Origin of the sequence: Gordonia sp. PP30 (assembly GCF_023100845.1) — a bacterium.
Classification (GTDB): domain Bacteria; phylum Actinomycetota; class Actinomycetes; order Mycobacteriales; family Mycobacteriaceae; genus Gordonia.
This window is the reverse complement of the sequence record NZ_CP095864.1, coordinates 3,775,622-3,794,217: the sequence shown is the minus strand read 5'-3', so window position 1 is coordinate 3,794,217 and position 18,596 is coordinate 3,775,622. Positions and strand designations below refer to the sequence as shown.

The following is an 18,596-nucleotide window of genomic DNA, read 5'->3' as shown; positions in this document are numbered from 1 at the left end:
AGGCCCACCGGCCGAGTCGGGGGTTTCGGCCGGTGGGCCTGCACGACACTCCGGAGCGCGCGAGCGGCAGCGCTTCGGAGTGCGGTCCACGCGCATCAGGGACCAAAGTCCTGATGCGTGAGAATCATCCTCACACACCGCAAGGGGTGATGAGTGTCCGGATTCTGGACACCCGAAATGTTCTGCTCAGGGGCCGGGGCGGAGCACGTCTTCCAGCAGACGCGGCCGGCACACGATCCGCCCGCCGGCGACCATCACCAGGCACGCGATCGCGAGCAGTCCGAACGGGACGTCCCAGCCGTCGGTCGCGTCGTGCAGGACACCGAACAGGAGAGGGCCGGCGCAGGCCAGGAGATAGCCGATGCCCTGACCGAAGCCGGACAGCGACGACGACCCCGAACTGGTTCGGGTGCGCACGTTGATCAGGGTCAGTGACATCGGGAACGAGGTCGCGCCGATGCCGGTGAGCACGATCCAGATCATGGTGCCGTCGAGCGGCGCCCAGCGCAGGCCGGCCAGACCGCCGAGCATGCATGCGGCGAAGAGTACGACGAAGCCGAACGGGTCGGTGAAGCGGATGCACAGCCACGGCGCGACAAAGGTGGCGAGGAAGCCGACGCCGGAGAACACCGCCACGGCCGTCCCGCCCAGGGCGTCACTGCCGCCGGCGGAGGTCAGGACGGTGGGGACCCAGGTGAACAGGGAGTAGGTCATCAACGAGGTCATCCCGAAGAGCATCACCAGGCCCCAGGTGATCGACGACCGCCAGACGGGCAACCGCGTGGTGGCGACGTCGTTCGCCGGCCGTGTCCGGCGACGGCGGACGACCGCCAGCCATGGCGGCAGCGCGATCAGCGGGATCAGCGCCCAGACGGCGAGTGCGGCGCGCCAGCCCGCGGCGTCGGCGAGGGGGACCGCGGCGGCCGCCGGGACCGTGGTGCCCAGCTGGACGCACAGGATGTACGTCGTCGACGCCGTGGCGATCCGCGCCGGGAAGTAGCGCTTGACCAGGGGTGGGATCAGGACATTGCCCAGGCCCATGCCGAAGAGGGCCACCGCGGACAGGAGAATCAGCGCGCCCGCGCCACCCGCGAGGCCGCGCAATCCGGTGCCGGCGGCGGTCAGGATCACCGCGCCGACGGTGGCGATCTCCAATCCGGCACGACGACCCAGTGCCGGCCCGACCAGACCGGCGATGCCGAACAGCAGCGTCGGCAGCATGCCGAGCACCCCGGTGACGGCGTCGCCGAAATGCAGTTCCTCGGAGATGCGTCCGAGCAGCGGGGTGAGCGAGGTGACCGCCGCCCGCAGCGAGAACGAGAACGTCACGATCGCGGCGAGCACCAGAAGCTGCCCGCCGCGGCCGTGCACCGCCTCTCTCAGGCGGGCGGTGGCGGTGTCGGAGGCGGATGGAAGCGGGGGCACGCGAGCCATGGTGGCAGCGTGCGGGCGGACCCCACAAACCGGTCGGAGTCGTGCTCGGCGCCGGACCGACGACGGCGTCATGCGAGCCGCTCCTCGACGTGGCCCGGTCGGCACGCGACCCACGAGCCGCACATCATGAGTGCCGCGGCCCCGGCGAGGAAGGCGACGGCGGCACCCCACGAGTGCGTCGCGCCGTAGAGGAGCCCGACGACGACCGGCCCGGAACTCGCGATCAGATAGCCGATGCCCTGCGCGAAGCCGGACAGGGCGGCGGAGCCCTCGCTCGTGCGGGTCCGCAGGTTGGTCAGGGTGATCGCCATCGGGAAGATGTTCGGGCCGAGCCCGGCGATCGCCGGCCACAGCCAGGGAACGGTCAGCGGCGCCCAGAGCAGACCGCCGAGGCCGACGAGGGCGCAGATGCAGAAGAACGCGGCGAGGGGGAAGGGATTGGCGAGCCGGGTGGTCAGCATGGGGGTCAGCAGTGTTCCGGCGAAGCCGCCGAGCGAGTAGATCGCGACCATGGCGCCGCCGGAGGCCTCGCTGCTGCCGGCGCTCGTGTAGATCGCCGGTATCCAGGTCGTCAGTGTGTAGGCGAGCAGGGAGGTCATCGCGAACATCAACGTCAGACCCCAGGTGTAGCGGAGTCGCCACACCGGAAGCCGCGGCGGGGCCGCGGGCGTCGGCGGAGCGCTCGCGCCGGTGCCGTGGCGGCCGGCGGGCCGGTTCCGGCGGAGCACCGCGATCCAGGGCAGCAGCGCGGCGAAGGGGACCGCCGCCCACATGGCGAGTCCGGCCCGCCAGCCGACGGCGTCGGCGACGGGTACCGCGACCGCCGCCGGGATCACGGTGGAGAGCTGCACGAAGGTGATGTAGACGGTGCTGACGACGACGATGCGATCGCCGAAGTAGCGCTTCACCAGGGGTGGCAACAGAGCGTTGCCGAAGCCGATGCCGAGCAGCGCGACCCCGGTCAGGGCCAGCAGCGGTGCGATGCCGTCGGCGAACGAGCGTGCGGTGGTGCCGGCGCCGATCAGGGCGAGCGCGACGAGCGAGAGCCGCTCGTATCCCAGTCGTCGTCCCAGCGCCGGAGCGACGATCCCGGCGATGCCGAACATCACCGTCGGGAGGGTGCCGATCAGGCCGATGCCGCCGCTGCCGAAACCCAGGTCGCCGGCGATGCGGCCGAGCAGCGGCGTGATCGACGACACCGTCGCGCGCAGGCTGAACGCGTACAGGACGATCGCGACCAGGACGAGGGCCCGGCCGCCGCCGCGACCCCAGCGGGTGTCGTGCGGGATCGGCTCGGTGAAGGGCAGGACGGACATCGACAAATCATAGGATGAATGGATGTATTGAGGGAAGAGGGCCGTGGGCATGTGAGAATGAGGGCATGCGGGAGGTGAAGCGTGGCACCCTGATCGCCCAGGTCACTGAGCAGCTCCGCGAGGAGATCGCCCGGGGGCGCTGGGTCGTCGGGCAGCGGATCCCGACCGAACCCGAGCTGTGTGAGATGACGGGTACGGCGCGCAACACGGTGCGCGAGGCCGTGCAGTCGCTGGTGCATGCCGGTCTGCTGGAGCGGCGGCAGGGGTCGGGCACCTATGTCGTCGCGCGTGATGAGCGGGAGGTCGCGTTCGGCGGCTTCTTCGCTGCCGCGCGCCGGCGCGATCTGCTGGAACTGCGCGAGGCCCTGGAAGTGACCGCCGCCGGGCTGGCGGCCGAGCGCCGCAGTGATGCCGACGTCGCCGAACTCCGGAGGCTGCTGGCCCTCCGGAACCGGGACTGGCCCGAGCAGGAGCCGCCGGTCGACTGGCCGGCCGCCGTCGAGGCCGACGCCCGACTGCACCGGGCGATCGTCGCGGCCAGTCACAACGCCGTGTATCTGGAGTTCTACGACTCGCTGCTGCCCGCGCTGCGAGAGGTGATCGTCCATCAGGCGGGCGGCGCGGGGCCGTCGAACACCGCGGCTCACGAGCTGCTGGTGGACGCGGTGATCGCGCGGGACGCCGGGGCGGCGCGGACGGCGGCATCGACCCTGATCAATGCCGACGCGTAGGGCGATCCGCGCGGCGTGTCGCCGGCGTGTTCGGGATGCGTTCGGCCGCCCCGTCAAGAGTTTTGACCTGTCGAAACCAGGCCGGTAGAGTAGTACGTCGGCGTCCGGCCCAGGCTGGATGCTGCCCGTCTGGCGTCCGGAGATCCGGGCGGCGAGCGGGGAGTCGTGACCACGTCGTACCTGCTGCGACACGCCCGACAACGGGTGCACGATTATCCCACTGACCAGGGTTAATAGCCCTGGTGGGGCGAGTTGCGGAAACCGTTCGAGGCGCCTGAAACGCCGCGAGCGACCTGCCCGGAGCACCAACCGCGACACGATGAACGACCGGCGCCCGCCGGTCACGAGGAGAAAGAACTCAGTGCCAACTATTAACCAGCTGGTCCGCAAGGGCCGCAAGGACAAGGTCTCCGTCAAGAAGACCGCCGCTCTGAAGGGCAGCCCGCAGCGCCGCGGCGTGTGCACCCGCGTGTACACCACCACCCCGAAGAAGCCGAACTCCGCTCTGCGTAAGGTCGCCCGCGTGCGCCTCACCAGCGGCGTCGAGGTCACCGCATACATCCCCGGTGAGGGTCACAACCTGCAGGAGCACTCGATGGTGCTCGTCCGCGGTGGCCGTGTGAAGGACCTCCCGGGTGTTCGTTACCGCATCATCCGCGGCTCGCTCGACACCCAGGGTGTCAAGGACCGCAAGCAGGCTCGCAGCCGCTACGGCGCCAAGAAGGGGAACTGATAAGTCATGCCACGTAAAGGACCCGCACCCAAGCGCCCCCTCGTCAACGACCCGGTCTACGGTTCGACGCTGGTCACCCAGCTGGTGAACAAGATCCTGCTCGACGGCAAGAAGTCGACCGCCGAGCGGATCGTGTACGAGGCCCTCGAGGCCACCCGCGAGAAGACCGGCACCGATCCGGTCATCACCCTCAAGCGTGCGCTCGACAACGTCAAGCCCACCCTCGAGGTCAAGAGCCGCCGCGTCGGCGGTGCCACCTACCAGGTGCCGATCGAGGTCAAGCCGGGCCGCGCCAACACGCTGGCCCTGCGCTGGCTGGTCACCTTCAGCCGGCAGCGCCGCGAGAAGACCATGGTCGAGCGCCTCGCCAACGAGCTGCTGGACGCCTCCAACGGCCTGGGCGCCTCCGTCAAGCGACGCGAGGACACCCACAAGATGGCCGAGGCCAACCGCGCCTTCGCCCACTACCGCTGGTGACCTTCTAGTCTGAGCGGCCGCCGCGGCGGCATCCGCAGTTCAGCGGATGTCGCCACGGCCCGCCAGACTTGTTTCGGCGGCGCGAGCGCCCCGAGATGAAGACAGCCTCAAGTCCTCTAACTTCCGAAGGAACCCAATGGCACAGGAAGTGCTGAACGACCTCACCAAGGTCCGCAACATCGGCATCATGGCGCACATCGATGCCGGCAAGACCACCACCACCGAGCGCATCCTGTTCTACACGGGTGTCAACTACAAGATCGGTGAGACCCACGACGGTGCGTCGACCACCGACTGGATGGAGCAGGAGAAGGAGCGGGGTATCACCATCACCTCCGCCGCCGTCACCTGTTTCTGGAACAAGAACCAGATCAACATCATCGACACCCCGGGTCACGTCGACTTCACCGTCGAGGTGGAGCGCAGCCTCCGCGTGCTCGACGGTGCCGTCGCCGTCTTCGACGGCAAGGAGGGCGTCGAGCCCCAGTCGGAGCAGGTCTGGCGCCAGGCCGCCAAGTACGACGTCCCGCGCATCTGCTTCGTCAACAAGATGGACAAGATGGGCGCGGACTTCTACTTCACCGTGCAGACGATCATCGATCGCCTGGGCGCGAAGCCGCTGGTCGTGCAGCTCCCGATCGGTGCCGAGGACGACTTCGTCGGCGTCGTCGACCTCGTCGAGATGCGCGCGCTGGTCTGGCCGGGCGACGCCAAGGGCGACGTGACGATGGGTGCCTCGTACGAGGTGCAGGAGATCCCCGCCGATCTCGCCGACCGGGCCGCCGAGTACCGCGAGCAGCTGCTCGAGACCGTCGCCGAGTCCGACGAGTCCCTCATGGAGAAGTACTTCTCCGGCGAGGAGCTCACGGTCGAGGAGATCAAGGGCGCCATCCGCAAGATGACCGTCAACTCCGAGCTGTACCCGGTGCTGTGTGGTTCCGCGTTCAAGAACCGCGGCGTGCAGCCGATGCTCGACGCCGTGATCGACTACCTGCCGAGTCCGCTGGACATCGGTGAGGTGCACGGTCACGCCCTCGGCAACGAGGAAGAGCAGCTGGTTCGCAAGCCCAGCAAGGACGAGCCGTTCTCGGCTCTGGCCTTCAAGATCGCCGCGCACCCGTTCTTCGGCAAGCTGACCTTCGTCCGCGTCTACTCGGGCAAGGTCGAACCCGGCACCCAGGTCCTGAATGCCACCAAGGGCAAGAAGGAGCGCATCGGCAAGCTCTTCCAGATGCATGCCAACAAGGAGATGCCGGTCGACGACGCCGTCGCGGGCCACATCTACGCGATGATCGGCCTGAAGGACACCACCACGGGCGACACCCTGTGCGATCCGGCCAACCCGATCGTCCTGGAGTCCATGACCTTCCCGGACCCGGTCATCAACGTCTCGATCGAGCCGAAGACCAAGTCCGATCAGGAGAAGCTGGGCGTCGCGATCCAGAAGCTCGCCGAAGAGGATCCGACCTTCTCGGTGCAGCTCGACGAGGAGACCGGCCAGACCGTCATCGGCGGTATGGGCGAGCTCCACCTCGACATCCTCGTCGATCGCATGCGTCGCGAGTTCAAGGTCGAGGCGAACGTCGGCAAGCCGCAGGTCGCCTACCGTGAGACGATCCGCAAGACCGTCGAGAAGCACGATTACACCCACAAGAAGCAGACGGGTGGATCGGGCCAGTTCGCGAAGGTCCAGATCAAGCTCGAGCCGCTGGTCGACGCCGAGGAAGGCGCCACCTACGCGTTCGAGAACGCCGTCACCGGCGGTCGTGTCCCGCGCGAGTACATCCCGTCGGTGGATGCCGGTGCGCAGGACGCGATGCAGTACGGCGTGCTGGCTGGCTACCCGCTGGTCAACCTGAAGGTCACCCTGCTCGACGGTCAGTACCACGACGTCGACTCCTCGGAGATGGCCTTCAAGATCGCCGGTTCGCAGGCTCTCAAAGAGGCTGCACGCATGGCACAGCCCGTCATTCTGGAGCCGATCATGGCCGTCGAGGTCACTACTCCGGAGGACTACATGGGCGACGTCATCGGCGACCTGAACTCCCGCCGTGGCCAGATCCAGGCCATGGAGGAGCGCAGCGGTGCTCGAGTCGTCAAGGCTCAGGTTCCGCTGTCGGAGATGTTCGGCTACATCGGAGACCTGCGGTCGAAGACTCAGGGCCGAGCTAACTACTCCATGGTTTTCGACTCGTACGCCGAGGTTCCGGCGAACGTGTCGAAGGAGATCATCGCGAAGGCGACCGGAGAGTAACTTCTCCGGCCCGCCCGGGCGGACCCGCGCTGCGGCGCAATAAACTAGTAAACACAGACCTCTGCCGGGAACGCCCCGGTAGACCCGAGTCCAGGAGGACACAAGTGGGCAAGGCGAAGTTCGAGCGGACCAAGCCGCACGTGAACATCGGCACCATCGGTCACGTCGACCACGGCAAGACCACCACCACGGCCGCCATCACCAAGGTGCTGGCCGACAAGTACCCGGACCTGAACGAGAGCTTCGCTTTCGATCAGATCGACAAGGCTCCGGAGGAGAAGGCTCGTGGTATCACGATCAACATCTCCCACGTCGAGTACCAGACCGAGAAGCGTCACTACGCTCACGTCGACGCTCCGGGTCACGCCGACTACATCAAGAACATGATCACCGGTGCCGCCCAGATGGACGGCGCGATCCTGGTCGTGGCCGCCACCGACGGCCCGATGCCGCAGACCCGTGAGCACGTGCTGCTCGCCCGCCAGGTCGGCGTGCCCTACATCCTGGTCGCTCTCAACAAGGCCGACATGGTCGACGATGAGGAGATCATGGAGCTCGTCGAGATGGAGGTCCGCGAACTGCTGGCCGCCCAGGAGTTCGACGAGGACGCCCCGGTCATCCCGATCTCGGCGCTGAAGGCGCTCGAGGGTGACCCGAAGTGGGTCAAGTCGGTCGAGGACCTCATGCAGGCCGTCGACGACTCGGTGCCGGACCCGGTCCGCGAGACCGACAAGCCGTTCCTGATGCCCGTCGAGGACGTCTTCACCATCACCGGCCGCGGCACCGTGGTCACCGGTCGTGTGGAGCGCGGCGAGGTCCACGTGAACGAGGAAGTCGAGATCGTCGGCATCCGCGAGAAGAGCACCAAGACCACCGTCACCGGTATCGAGATGTTCCACAAGCTGCTCGACTCGGCCCAGGCCGGCGACAACGCCGGTCTGCTGCTGCGCGGCCTCAAGCGTGAGGACGTGGAGCGCGGTCAGGTCATCGTGAAGCCGGGTACCACCACCCCGCACACCGAGTTCGAGGGCCAGGCGTACATCCTGTCGAAGGACGAGGGCGGCCGCCACACCCCGTTCTTCAACAACTACCGTCCGCAGTTCTACTTCCGTACCACGGACGTGACCGGCGTCGTGACCCTCCCCGAGGGCACCGAGATGGTCATGCCGGGCGACAACACCGAGATGACCGTGAAGCTCATCCAGCCGGTCGCCATGGACGAGGGCCTGCGCTTCGCCATCCGCGAGGGTGGCCGCACCGTCGGTGCCGGCCGCGTCACCAAGATCATCAAGTGAGTCTGACTCTCTGAGGTCTTTCTCGAAGTGCCCGTTCCGGTTCGTCCGGGGCGGGCACTTCGTGTTTCGTCCGCCTGTCCTGAGCATGCGTGGCGGAGCCTGCGACGACACGCGGTCGAAGGGTTCCGGTTCGTCCGGGGCGGGCACTTCGTGCATCCGTGACACCGTCGCCGCGGCACTCGAGCACGGGCGAGTCGGCGGTGAGGGTCGTGGACACCGCGGAATGCCGCATTTCCGGAACGGCCGCGGGCGTCGCGCTCGCGGCGTGCGGTCGCTAGGCTCCCGCTCATGGACGGTGCCGACTTCATCAAGACGTTTCTGAAGTACTTCGCTTTCATGCTCGTCGCCGGGATCGTCGGACCGATCTTCCTGATCGGCTACTTCGCGATCGGCAGCGACGACGCCCGGTGGATGCTGTGGGCGGGCCTGGGGATCACGGTCGTCGACGTCCTGATCGCGCTGGGCCTCACGACGGCGACCGTCCGGGGCCGCGCGGAGTCGTCCCGGCTGGCGGTCTCCGGCTGCCCGGCCGTCGCCGAGGTCACGTCGCTGCAGGAGACCGGCATGGAGATCAACGACCGGCGGGTGATCGCCTTCGACCTGCGGATCCACGGGCCGCGCGTGCCGTCGTTCACCGCGACCAAGCGGATGACCGTCCCGACGATCGCCGTCGGACTCCTGCCGAGCCGGGTGCTGGCCGTACAGGTCGATCCGGAGACGCAGAAGTTCGAGGTCGACTGGGACCTGACCCAGCTCTACGCCGGTTCGGTCCCCGCCGTGATGACCTCGACCGAGGACGGCGTCGACTACGACCTCACCGGCAACCGCGAGGCGCTCGTCCAGGTGCTGGACATCCTGTCGCGCAACGGTATCCCCGTCCAGGGCACGCTGGATCTGCGTGGCGATCCGCAGGTGCGCGGCGAGGTCCTGGAGATCGCTCGCCGATACGGGAAGACGCGCGGCCCGGCCGGATCGCCGGAACCGGCGGCCGCGGCCCCGGACGGGCGCACCGTGACGCAGCGGCTCAACGAGATCGACGGCCTGTTCGCGGGCGGCCGGATCTCACGAGCCGAGTACGACGACCTCCGCGCCAAGATCCTCGGCAGCCTCTGAGCCACGTCACGGATCGACCAGGTCGAGTTCGTCGGGGCGGATCGGCTCGCGCTCGCCCAGCTTCACGACGATGACGCCGATCAGGATCAGCGCACCGCCGGCGAGCTGCACCGCGGTCGGCACCTCGCCGATCAGCGCCCAGGCGAAGATCACCGCGGCGACCACCTCGGACAGTGCGACGAAGGAGGCGAGACGGGCGCCGAGCCGCCGGGTGGCGGCGATCCCGGTGACGTAGGCGAGCGCCGCGGTGACCAGTGCGAGCAGGGCCACGGCCGCCCACCAGGGCAGCGGCGCACCGGCCAGCTCGACGTCGTCCGTCGATTCCGCCATCGGCAGCACCCCGAGCAGCCCGGCCAGGCCGAGTCCGAGCCCGGCGGCGAGAAGACCGCCCGACGCGAGTGCGATGCCGGGCAGGTCGGGTGCGGTGTGCGCGGACAGGATGAAGAAGCCCGCCGCGCCCAGCATCGCGCCGAGCGCCCACGCGACACCGACCGCGTCGAGGCTGACACCGCCGAATACCTGAAGGATCAGCGCGAGGCCGATGGCCGCGATCACCGCGCCCGCGGCGGTCAGCCACGTCGGGCGCTGGCCGTGCCGCGCCCACATCCAGACGACCACGGCGACCGGCGCGATGTACTCGATCAGCAGGGCGACCGCGACCTGCAGCGTCATCACGGAGTAGAAGTAGCAGAGTTGGGGGATGGCGACCGCGACCAGGCCGTATGTCACTATCGCGCCCCAGACCCGGCCGTTCGCGAGGGTATGCCACCGGCCGCGCAGGCTCCACACCGCAGGGAGCAGCAGCACCAGTCCGGCGATCGTGATCCGCGCGGTCACCGCCGCCCCGGCCGACCAGCCGATCTCGAGCAGGGACCGGGCGACGGTGCCCGACAGGCCGAACGACGCCGCCGACACCGCGGCGAAGGCCAAGCCACTGGTGAATCGTGAGTCTCGCACCCGGTCACGCTAGCGCCTCCGCCTACACTGGATACCCGTGCGGGTGATTCAGCGGGACGGCGAGGCGCCGGATCTCGCCCTCGAGGTGCGACGGCGGCCGTCCGGGGACGACGAGCGACCGGTCCTGCTGGTGCACGGCATGGGCGGCGACCACGGAACGTGGCGGCGCGTGGCGTCGGTACTGCGCGCCGCCGGGCGGAGCACCATCGCCGTCGACCTGCGCGGACACGGCCACAGTCAGCGCGCCCGCCGTTACGGGCTCGGCGACTTCGCGGACGATCTCGGCGCGGTCCTCGATGACCTCGCCGTGCCCCGGGTGGATGTGGTCGCGCATTCGCTGGGTGCGCACTCCGCGCTGCGGCTCGCGATGACCCGGCCCGACCGGGTGGGGCGGCTGGTGCTGGAGGAACCGCCGCCCATGCCGCAGAGCGCGGCGGATCTGGAGGAGAAGGTCGTGCCGGCGTTCGCCGGGCTGGGGGATCGGCTCCGCGGGATCCGCGCGGTGGTGACCAGCCCGATGACCCTGGTCCGGTTCGACCGCACCGTGCCGGACCAGGTGGGCCGGCAGTTCGAGCGGGTCGATACGGACTGGTGGGACGGACTCGGGGCGTTGTCGGCGCCCGTGCTCGTGGTGTCCGGCGGGGAGCGGAGCTTCCTCGCGCCGCGGCATCTGCGCCGGATCGCCGACGTGCTGCCGAACGGGGAGTTCACGACCATCCCGTCCAGCCACAGCGTGCACCGCGACCGTCCGCGCGAGTTCACCGTCGCCGTGCGGCGCCACCTGCTGGGGTGAACCGGGGCTCGACCGGGGACGGCCGCGAGACCGGACGTTTCTACGGTCGCCGACCGTAGAAACGTCCGGTTCCAGGAATCTGGTCAGGACGGAGGCGCTCGAAGGCCGTGTGCAGCAGTATCCGTTCCATGGCTGGGTCGTGGACTTCGCTTGGCCGGAGCTGAAGGTCGCGGTCGAGATTGACGGGTGGGCACATCACCGGGACCACAAGGCGTTCTCGCGGGACATGCGCAAGCGCAACGCCCTCGCCACCGCCGGAGGGGTCACCCTGAGCTTCAGCCGGCACGACCTCACCGGCGATCCGGCGGGCTGCCTGGAACCGGTGATCGGTCTTCTCCGGGACAGGATGTTCCTGGCCGGTTGACGACGCGACGGAGCGATGAGGTCCGAACGCCGCGGCCGGCGCCCCGTGGTTCAGTTGTGGATACGCCGGGGGTCGGCACCGGTGCGGGTCCAGCCCTCGAAGGCCCACGGCACGTAGAGCCACCGCAGGGGGAGCCGGTTGAACAGCGGGTTGGCCGCGCGCATCAGCGCCGCGAACCTGTCGAACCGGCGTTGCCTGCGTGGTGACCAGTCCAGGTCGCAGACCTCGCGCATCTCCGGGGGAAGGGTGCCGATCACGACCAGCCGCAGCGCGGCGTTCAACGGCGCCGACGTCATCCGCCACAGCGGTCCGGGGATCCGCCGCGGCCGGGGCAGTCCCTTCCGGAGATAGCCGGTCGCGTACACGATCGTCCGCGTCGGGACGAATCGCTCGCACATCGACTGCCAGTACGCGCGGAACTCCTCGTACGTCTGCGGCTGGCTCCGGTCGCTGACGCCGTACAGCTGATACCAGACCTTGCTCTCGTCGAAGATCTGCACCTTCTCCTCGTACGAGAGTCGCCGGATGAAGGTGTCGGTGATGTACAGGACCTGGTCGACGAAGGTCGCGTGCGCCCAATAGAACAGTTCGGGGTTGAGCGCGTGGTAGCGGGAACCGTCGGCGATGGTGCCCTTGATCTCGCGATGGAAGTCGCGGACCCGGTGGCCCCACGCGTACGGGTCGTCGGAGTAGATGGTGCGCATCACCGGCGGCCCGGTCCGGCGCGCACGGCCGAGGAAGTCGCTGAAGATCACCGAATGGTCCTCGACCCCCTGGGCGAGCTGCTCGATGCAGTTCTCCGTGCCGGCGAGCCGCTGGAATCCGAACACCATGCGCACGTCCCCGGCGAATTTCCACAGCAGCGAGTCGGCGCCGAGCCGGAGTTCGGGTTCATCGGTGCCCAGGATGCTCGGCTCCGCCTCGCGCACCCCCGTGGAGAAGTCGGTGGTCATGGGATCCAGTGTAACGCGAGATTGAAACAGAACTCAGTAATTGTGCCAATCTGGGGTGGGTATGCCGGATTGTTCCCATCTGTCCGATGATCGTGAGGTGGCGATCCCGCTCGCTCCGGCGGTCGGGCCAGGGACGGGATACTGTCGCCCCATGAGTCAGCCGCATGCGCCCCGCCATGCCGCACCGGGGCCGCCGCCCACGTACGGTGCGCTCGACGACGCGTCCGGCCGCCCGCGGACGGCCGCGCCGGGCCTTGCGCCCGCCGGAATGCCCGCACACGCCGGGTATCCGGCCCCGCCGCCCGGGTACCCGGCGCCCGCTCATCCGCCCGCCGCACCCGGCTACCGCGCGCCGGGCTATCCGCCCTCGGCGCCCGCCTACCCCGGGCCGGGTTATCCGCCCTCGGCGCCCGGCTACCTTCCGCAGACCCCCGTGCCCGCGCGATCCGGTGGGAACGGGGGAACTGTCGCCGGATTCGTCTGCGGCATCCTCGCCGCGGTGGCCTATCTCGGCCTCGGCTTCCTGGCGACGTTCGGGGCATCGCTGCTCTCGGAACACGCCTCGCTGTCCGCGATGCAGTGGGGATTCCTCCGCGGGCTGTGGGTGCTTCCGCCGCTCGTCGCCGCACTGTTCGTGATTCCCGCGGTCGATACCCGGCTGCGCTCACGGACCGGTACGGTGCTGTTCGCGCTGGGTGCCGTCGGTGTGGTCTTCGCCTGGAATCTCCTGGTCGCCCTGCACCTCTGGCTGCCGCACAACGGCGCGCTGAGGTCCGTCGTCGGCTCGGAGGCCACGTTTCCGGTCTCCATCTTCGTCGCGGTGACGCTGATCGTGTGCGCCTGGTTCCGGGCCCGGCGGAGGTCGGCGGCGACGCTGCTCCTCGCGCCGGTCGCGGGGCTGATCGCCGCGGTGGCGTGCTGGCTCCTCGGGAAGCTGGAGTGGCGCCCGGCCTACACGCCGATCGGGAACGCGGTGAGCGACCTGGTGATCTATGCGCTGCCCGTCGTCGTGGTGGTGGTCGTCTTCGCCTGGATCGGCGTGCTGGTCGACAAGCTCGTCGCCGGGAACGACCGATCCGCGCCCGTGCACGCCGCGGGGCCGGTGTACGGCTCTCCGGCCGGCCGGCCGCAGTAGGGTCGGGCATGGCTGCGTCCGCGGTTCGCCGCACCCTCGCGGTATGGGTCACCGTGGCGTCGTGCCTCGTCGTGACGATCCTGGGCGCGCCGGGGGCGGCACGGGCGCACGACACGCTGCCCGTCTCGCACGACTTCTTCGACGGTGCCCGGGCCGAGCTGCGGAATCCCGGCGGGTCGTTGCCCGGCTCCAACGACTGGCATTGCACGCCGAGCGCCGCACATCCGAACCCGGTGATCCTGGTCCACGGCACCGGCGGCAACCGGCAGACCAACTGGGCGACGATGGTGCCGGCGCTGCACAACGAGGGCTACTGCGTCTTCGCGCTGACCTACGGGGTGCGGCCGGGCACGACCTGGCCGGTGAGCGCGCTCGGCGGCCTGAACGACATGCGCACCAGCGCCGTCGAGCTGCAGCGATTCGTCGCGCGAGTGCGTGCGGCGACCGGCTCGCGGCAGGTCGACATCGTCGGCCACTCCGAGGGCACCCTGATGCCCGCCTACTGGGTCAAATACCTGGGCGGCGCGCACGAGGTCGACAAGTACATCTCGCTGGCGCCGTACTGGAAGGGCCAGGACAGCAGCGCGTGCAACGGCGCCGCGGCGTTCCTGGACTCCGTGGGCGCGGGTGGCCTGTGGCCCTATCCCGAGTGCAACCAGGAGCAGTACGGCTCGGCCTTCATGAATCAGATCAACGCCGGCGGCGGCCCCTACGTTCCGGGCATCGCCTACACCAACGTGATGACGAGGCACGACGGCATCGTCGAGCCGTACACCGACGGCGACGTGCCCGGCCCGCGCACCACCAACATCGTGCTGCAGGACACCTGTCCGGCCGACCGCTCCGACCATCTCTCGATCGTCGCGTCGCCGCGGTCGGTGGCGGTGGTGCTGAACGCTCTCGATCCGGCGCATCCCCGGCCGGTGCCGTGCGTGCCGGTCGCACCCGGGCTCGGCGGGTAAGGGCCTGTCTCCCGAGTCTCTTTCCGGTCCTCGGAGAAGACTCGGGAGACACGCCTCGGCCGGCTGAACCGGTCCCGCTCGGTAGGCTCGCAGCATGGTCTATCAGCCCGGCGCCAACAATCCGTTCGCCATCCCCGGCAAGCAGGGGGAGATGCCGATCTTCACCGTCCGGGCGAGCAAACCGCAACTGCCGCCGCTCGACGTGATCGAAGAGTCCGCGCTGGTGGTGGCCCTGCCGATGCGCACCCGTTTCCGCGGAATCACCGTGCGCGAGGCGATGATCTTCCGCGGCCTCAAGGGCTGGGGCGAGTTCTCGCCGTTCGTCGAGTACGACGACGTCGAGTCCGCGAACTGGCTCGCCGCCGGGATCGAGGCCGCCTGGCAGGGGCCGCCGCCGGCCGTCCGCGACACCGTGCCGGTCAACGCGACGGTGCCCGCCGTGCCCGCCGACCAGGTGGCCGAGGTCCTTGCCCGTTACCCCGGCGCGACGACCGCCAAGGTCAAGGTCGCCGAGGCCGGCCAGACTCTGGACGACGATGTGCAGCGCGTCGCCGCGGCGCGCGAGGTGATCCCCCGGGTGCGGATCGACGCGAACGGGGCGTGGGACGTGCCCACGGCGATCGAGGCCATCGAAGCGATCGGCGACGTGGAATACGTCGAGCAGCCGTGCGCGACCATTAAGGAGCTGGCCGCGGTGCGTCGCGTGGTGGACGTGCCGATCGCCGCCGACGAGTCGATCCGCCGTTCCGAGGATCCGCTGCTGGTGGCCAAGGCCGATGCGGCCGACATCGCGGTGCTGAAGGTGGCGCCGCTCGGCGGCATGCGCAAGGTGCTGGCACTCGCGAGCGGCCTCAAGATGGACGTGGTGATCTCCAGTGCGCTCGACACCGCGATCGGCATGTCGGCGTCGGTCTCCGCCGCGGCCGCCCTCCCGGTGCTCGACCACGCCTGCGGACTCGGCACGGCGGTGCTCTTCGAGGAGGACACGGCGCCGTCGTTCATCCCGCGTAAGGGCGTGGTGAAGCCGAAGATCGTGCAGCCCTTCGACGACCTGCCGCTCGCCTCGCCCGAGCGCACCGCCTGGTGGATCGAACGCCTGCGGCGCTGCCACGCCGTCTTGATGGCGCGCTGACCTCGTCAGCCGGATCCTAGAAACAGATGGCGAAATCTGTTTCAATGGAGTGAGCTGCTTCATAGTTCGCGCTCCAGGAGGAATCATGGCCGTGCCGCTGCTCGCCACGCCCGACGCCGAGAGCGGTCTGCGGCCCGTTCCGGTCAGCACCCGCAACGGGGTCCTGGAGGTGCTGTCCATGCGGCGCGATCCGTTCGCGTTCGCCGACCGTCGTCGTGCCGAATACGGCGACGTCTCCGCCCTCAACGCCTTCGGGGTCCGGATGGTGATCGCGAGCGGCGCCGAGGCGGCGAGCGAGATCCTGATGAACCGGGACCGGGCGTTCGCGAACGCCCCCGCGTGGAGCTTCTTCATCGGGCCGTTCTTCAACCGCGGAATCATGCTGCTCGACTTCGACGAGCACCGCCACCACCGGCACATCATGCAGCAGGCGTTCTCGCCGAACGTGCTCAAGGGCTACTTCGCGGAGATGCAGCCGGTGATCGTCGACCGGGTCGCGCGGTTCCCGACCAGCGGGAGCGGAGCGAGCGGGCTGGACCGACACGGGCGAGTGCTGCTGATGGAGGAGTTCAAGAAGCTCACCCTCGACGTCGCCCTGGAGATATTCCTCGGCCTGGAACTGAGCAAGGCCGAGGCGGACCGCCTCAACAAGGCGTTCATCGAGACGGTCCGCGCGGGTGTCGCTCTCGTGCGCAAACCGGTCCCCGGCGGGCGGTGGTGGAAGGGCCTGCGATCCCGCAAGATCCTCGAAGAATTCTTCTACCAGCATCTCCCGGCGAAACGTGCCACGGCGACGCCCGACCTGTTCTCGGTGCTGTGCCACGCCGAGAGCGACGACGGCCACCGGTTCAGCGACGACGATGTGGTGAACCACATGATCTTCGTGCTCATGGCCGCGCACGACACGTCGACCATCACGATGACCCAGATGGCGTACCGCATGGCGCAGCACCCGGAGTGGCAGGCCACCGCGCGGGCGCAGTCGATGGAACTGGGTCCGGAGCTCACCTACGACGGCCTCGCCGACCTGACCGTGCTCGACGCGGTGATGAAGGAGTCGCTGCGGATGTGTCCGCCGGTGCCCGCGCAGCCTCGGATGGCCATCAAGGACACGCAGGTGCTGGGCCGCTTCATCCCGGAGGGCACCATGGTGTGCGTGCCGCAGATGGCCAATCACCGGGACCGGAAGTACTACACCGATCCCGGCCGGTTCGACCCCGAGCGCTTCTCGCCGGAGCGCGCCGAGGACAAGGGGCACCGCATGGCGTGGATGCCGTTCGGCGGCGGGGTCCATAAGTGCATCGGCCTGTACTTCGGCCAGATGGAGATCAAGACGATCATGCACAATCTGCTGCGCGACTACGAGTGGTCGGTGCCCGCGGGATACCGTCTACCCATGGATTACAGTGCGCTCCCGGTACCCAAGGATCGTCTGCCCGTCACCCTGGTGCGACGCTGATGCCGGGCTCTCGTAAGGCACGCGTCACCGCGTCGACGGAGGAACAGGAGGCCGCGATCCTGCGGGCCGCGGCGCGGGAGTTCACCGACGTCGGCGTGCGCCAGGCGAACATGGACTCCATCGCGAAGACCGCGGGCGTCAGTCGTTCGACGCTGTACCGCCGCTTCCCGAACAAGGACAACCTTCTCATCGCGCTGGCGAACCACACCTTCGAGCGCGGCATGGCCGACCTCGAGCGGACCGTCGAGGGCCTCAGCCCCGCGGACGCCGTGGTCGAGGCGTTCGCCCGCGGTGCCGAGATGATCGAGAACGACCCGCTGCTCAACCGGATGGTCGTACAGGACGCGGAGATCCGCGGGCTCACCTCGGCGATGAGCGGGCTCTTCATCGACATGGTGACCGATCGCGTCGCCGGGTCGCTCCGCAAGGCCGGCGCCACCATGGCCGACGATCTGCTGCACCGCGCCGTGGAGATCCACGTCCGCCTGGTGATCTCGTACCTGGAGATCCCGGCGAGCGACGAATCGCAGCGCACCCCCGAGGCGGTCCGCGAGTTCGCGGCCACCTTCCTGGCCCCGATGATCCACTGATCCGATGACGCTGTCTCCATCGGCGATACGCCGTGCCCGTGCCGACCGCAGGCTCGCCCAGACCCGGGAAGCGCTTCGTGACAAGGTCATCGCTGTCACCGGTGGTGCGCGCGGGATCGGCTTCGAGACCGCGACGCAGTTGCTGTCTGCGGGAGCGCGGGTCGCGATCGGCGACATCGACGCCGATGCCGTGGGGAAGGCCGCCGCGGACCTGGGCGTGGAGGGACTGGAACTCGACGTCACCGAGTCGTCGTCGTTCGAGGCCTTCCTCGACGAGGTCGAGCGCCGCCTCGGCCCGGTCGACGTCCTGATCAACAACGCCGGGATCATGCCGGTCGGCCCCTTCCTCGACTACTCGGAAGCGCTGATCCGCCGCACCGTCGAGATCGATCTGGTCGGCGTGATGCTGGGCAGCCGGGCCGCGGCGCGCCGGATGGTGCCGGCCGGGCGCGGGCAGATCGTGAACGTGTCGTCGGTGGCCGGCCGGTTGCCGAACCCCGGGCTCACCATCTACAACGGCGCCAAGGCCGGCGTGATCGAGTTCTCCGAGGCGCTCGACGCCGAGCTCACCCCGCACGGAGTCCGGGTGTCCGCGGTGCTCCCGACGTTCACCCGCACCGCACTGATCGACGGCCTGACGACGGGCTCGCTCGTCGCCACGGTCACGCCCGAACAGGTGGCCGCCCGCGTGATCGAGGTGATCGCCCGGCCTCGGGTGCGGGTCACGGCGCCGTCGTCGATGGGCTGGGTCGGGGTCAACACTGTCCTCCCGCACGGGCTGAAGAACCGGCTGCGGCGCCTCACCGGCACCGACAGCATCTTCCTGCACCCGGACGAGCGGGCCCGCGCCGACTACAACGCCCGGATCGGGCGCTAGCCGCCCCCTTCGCCCGTGGAG

Annotated in this window: 18 protein-coding genes; 14 read left to right on the top strand and 4 right to left on the bottom strand. The window is 69.1% G+C overall.

The features are described 5' to 3' along the window. Positions 1-186: 186 nt before the first annotated feature. Positions 187-1,434, bottom strand: coding sequence for an MFS transporter (locus MYK68_RS17490; RefSeq protein WP_247865020.1), 1,248 nt, complete (start codon positions 1,432-1,434; stop codon positions 187-189). Between the two features lie 68 nt (positions 1,435-1,502). Beyond that, a complete protein-coding gene (locus MYK68_RS17485; RefSeq protein WP_247865019.1) occupies positions 1,503-2,750 on the bottom strand; it encodes an MFS transporter in 1,248 nt (415 codons plus the stop codon). Positions 2,751-2,815: 65 nt separating this feature from the next. On the opposite strand from MYK68_RS17485, the gene MYK68_RS17480 reads away from it, so the two are divergent. The 6 genes from MYK68_RS17480 to MYK68_RS17455 all read left to right on the top strand — a co-directional run bounded on the left by MYK68_RS17480 (position 2,816) and on the right by MYK68_RS17455 (position 9,353). Continuing rightward, positions 2,816-3,481, top strand: coding sequence for a FadR/GntR family transcriptional regulator (locus tag MYK68_RS17480; protein WP_247865018.1), 666 nt, complete (start codon positions 2,816-2,818; stop codon positions 3,479-3,481). 361 nt (positions 3,482-3,842) lie between these two features. Then, positions 3,843-4,214, top strand: coding sequence for a 30S ribosomal protein S12 (gene rpsL / locus MYK68_RS17475; protein WP_247865017.1), 372 nt, complete (start codon positions 3,843-3,845; stop codon positions 4,212-4,214). A 6-nt stretch (positions 4,215-4,220) separates the two neighbouring features. Then, complete coding sequence (gene rpsG / locus MYK68_RS17470) at positions 4,221-4,691, top strand: 30S ribosomal protein S7 (RefSeq protein WP_105943289.1); 471 nt, start codon at positions 4,221-4,223, stop codon at positions 4,689-4,691. Positions 4,692-4,827: 136 nt separating this feature from the next. After that, positions 4,828-6,945 carry an elongation factor G gene (fusA, locus tag MYK68_RS17465; protein WP_247865016.1) on the top strand — a complete coding sequence of 706 codons (2,118 nt, stop codon included), beginning with the start codon at positions 4,828-4,830 and terminating at the stop codon, positions 6,943-6,945. A 104-nt stretch (positions 6,946-7,049) separates the two neighbouring features. Next, positions 7,050-8,240, top strand: a complete 1,191-nt coding sequence (gene tuf, locus MYK68_RS17460) for an elongation factor Tu (RefSeq protein ID WP_247865015.1) — start codon at positions 7,050-7,052, stop codon at positions 8,238-8,240. Between the two features lie 288 nt (positions 8,241-8,528). Continuing rightward, positions 8,529-9,353: an SHOCT domain-containing protein gene (locus MYK68_RS17455; protein WP_247865014.1), complete on the top strand. Its 825-nt coding sequence runs from the start codon at positions 8,529-8,531 to the stop codon at positions 9,351-9,353. 6 nt (positions 9,354-9,359) lie between these two features. Here the strand turns inward: MYK68_RS17455 and MYK68_RS17450 are convergent, their stop codons facing one another. Then, positions 9,360-10,310, bottom strand: coding sequence for an EamA family transporter (locus MYK68_RS17450; RefSeq protein WP_247865013.1), 951 nt, complete (start codon positions 10,308-10,310; stop codon positions 9,360-9,362). A 37-nt stretch (positions 10,311-10,347) separates the two neighbouring features. On the opposite strand from MYK68_RS17450, the gene MYK68_RS17445 reads away from it, so the two are divergent. Both MYK68_RS17445 and MYK68_RS17440 read left to right on the top strand, forming a co-directional pair. Beyond that, on the top strand, positions 10,348-11,103 hold the full coding sequence (locus MYK68_RS17445; protein ID WP_247865012.1) for an alpha/beta fold hydrolase: 756 nt from the start codon (positions 10,348-10,350) through the stop codon (positions 11,101-11,103). Between the two features lie 139 nt (positions 11,104-11,242). Beyond that, positions 11,243-11,467, top strand: a complete 225-nt coding sequence (locus tag MYK68_RS17440) for an endonuclease domain-containing protein (RefSeq protein WP_247865011.1) — start codon at positions 11,243-11,245, stop codon at positions 11,465-11,467. A 50-nt stretch (positions 11,468-11,517) separates the two neighbouring features. On the opposite strand, the gene MYK68_RS17435 is transcribed toward MYK68_RS17440, so the two are convergent. Further along, positions 11,518-12,420: an oxygenase MpaB family protein gene (locus MYK68_RS17435; protein ID WP_247865010.1), complete on the bottom strand. Its 903-nt coding sequence runs from the start codon at positions 12,418-12,420 to the stop codon at positions 11,518-11,520. Between the two features lie 151 nt (positions 12,421-12,571). Here MYK68_RS17435 and MYK68_RS17430 point away from each other — a divergent pair, with 151 nt between their 5' ends. The 6 genes from MYK68_RS17430 (at position 12,572) to MYK68_RS17405 (ending at position 18,575) form a co-directional block, all read left to right on the top strand. Continuing rightward, positions 12,572-13,555: a hypothetical protein gene (locus tag MYK68_RS17430; protein WP_247865009.1), complete on the top strand. Its 984-nt coding sequence runs from the start codon at positions 12,572-12,574 to the stop codon at positions 13,553-13,555. Between the two features lie 8 nt (positions 13,556-13,563). After that, entirely contained in the window at positions 13,564-14,517 is a 954-nt protein-coding gene (locus MYK68_RS17425; protein ID WP_247865008.1) for an esterase/lipase family protein, read from the top strand. A gap of 94 nt (positions 14,518-14,611) precedes the next feature. Continuing rightward, positions 14,612-15,649 (top strand): o-succinylbenzoate synthase, encoded by a 1,038-nt coding sequence (locus MYK68_RS17420; protein WP_371307120.1) that lies wholly within the window; start codon positions 14,612-14,614, stop codon positions 15,647-15,649. 85 nt (positions 15,650-15,734) lie between these two features. Continuing rightward, complete coding sequence (locus tag MYK68_RS17415) at positions 15,735-17,108, top strand: cytochrome P450 (RefSeq protein WP_247865007.1); 1,374 nt, start codon at positions 15,735-15,737, stop codon at positions 17,106-17,108. Beyond that, complete coding sequence (locus MYK68_RS17410) at positions 17,108-17,698, top strand: TetR/AcrR family transcriptional regulator (protein ID WP_247865006.1); 591 nt, start codon at positions 17,108-17,110, stop codon at positions 17,696-17,698. The genes MYK68_RS17415 and MYK68_RS17410 overlap by 1 nt, the downstream gene beginning before the upstream one ends. A gap of 4 nt (positions 17,699-17,702) precedes the next feature. Continuing rightward, the gene (locus MYK68_RS17405) at positions 17,703-18,575 is read left to right on the top strand and encodes an SDR family oxidoreductase (protein WP_247865005.1); all 873 of its coding nucleotides are present in this window, start codon (positions 17,703-17,705) and stop codon (positions 18,573-18,575) included. Positions 18,576-18,596: the final 21 nt, after the last annotated feature.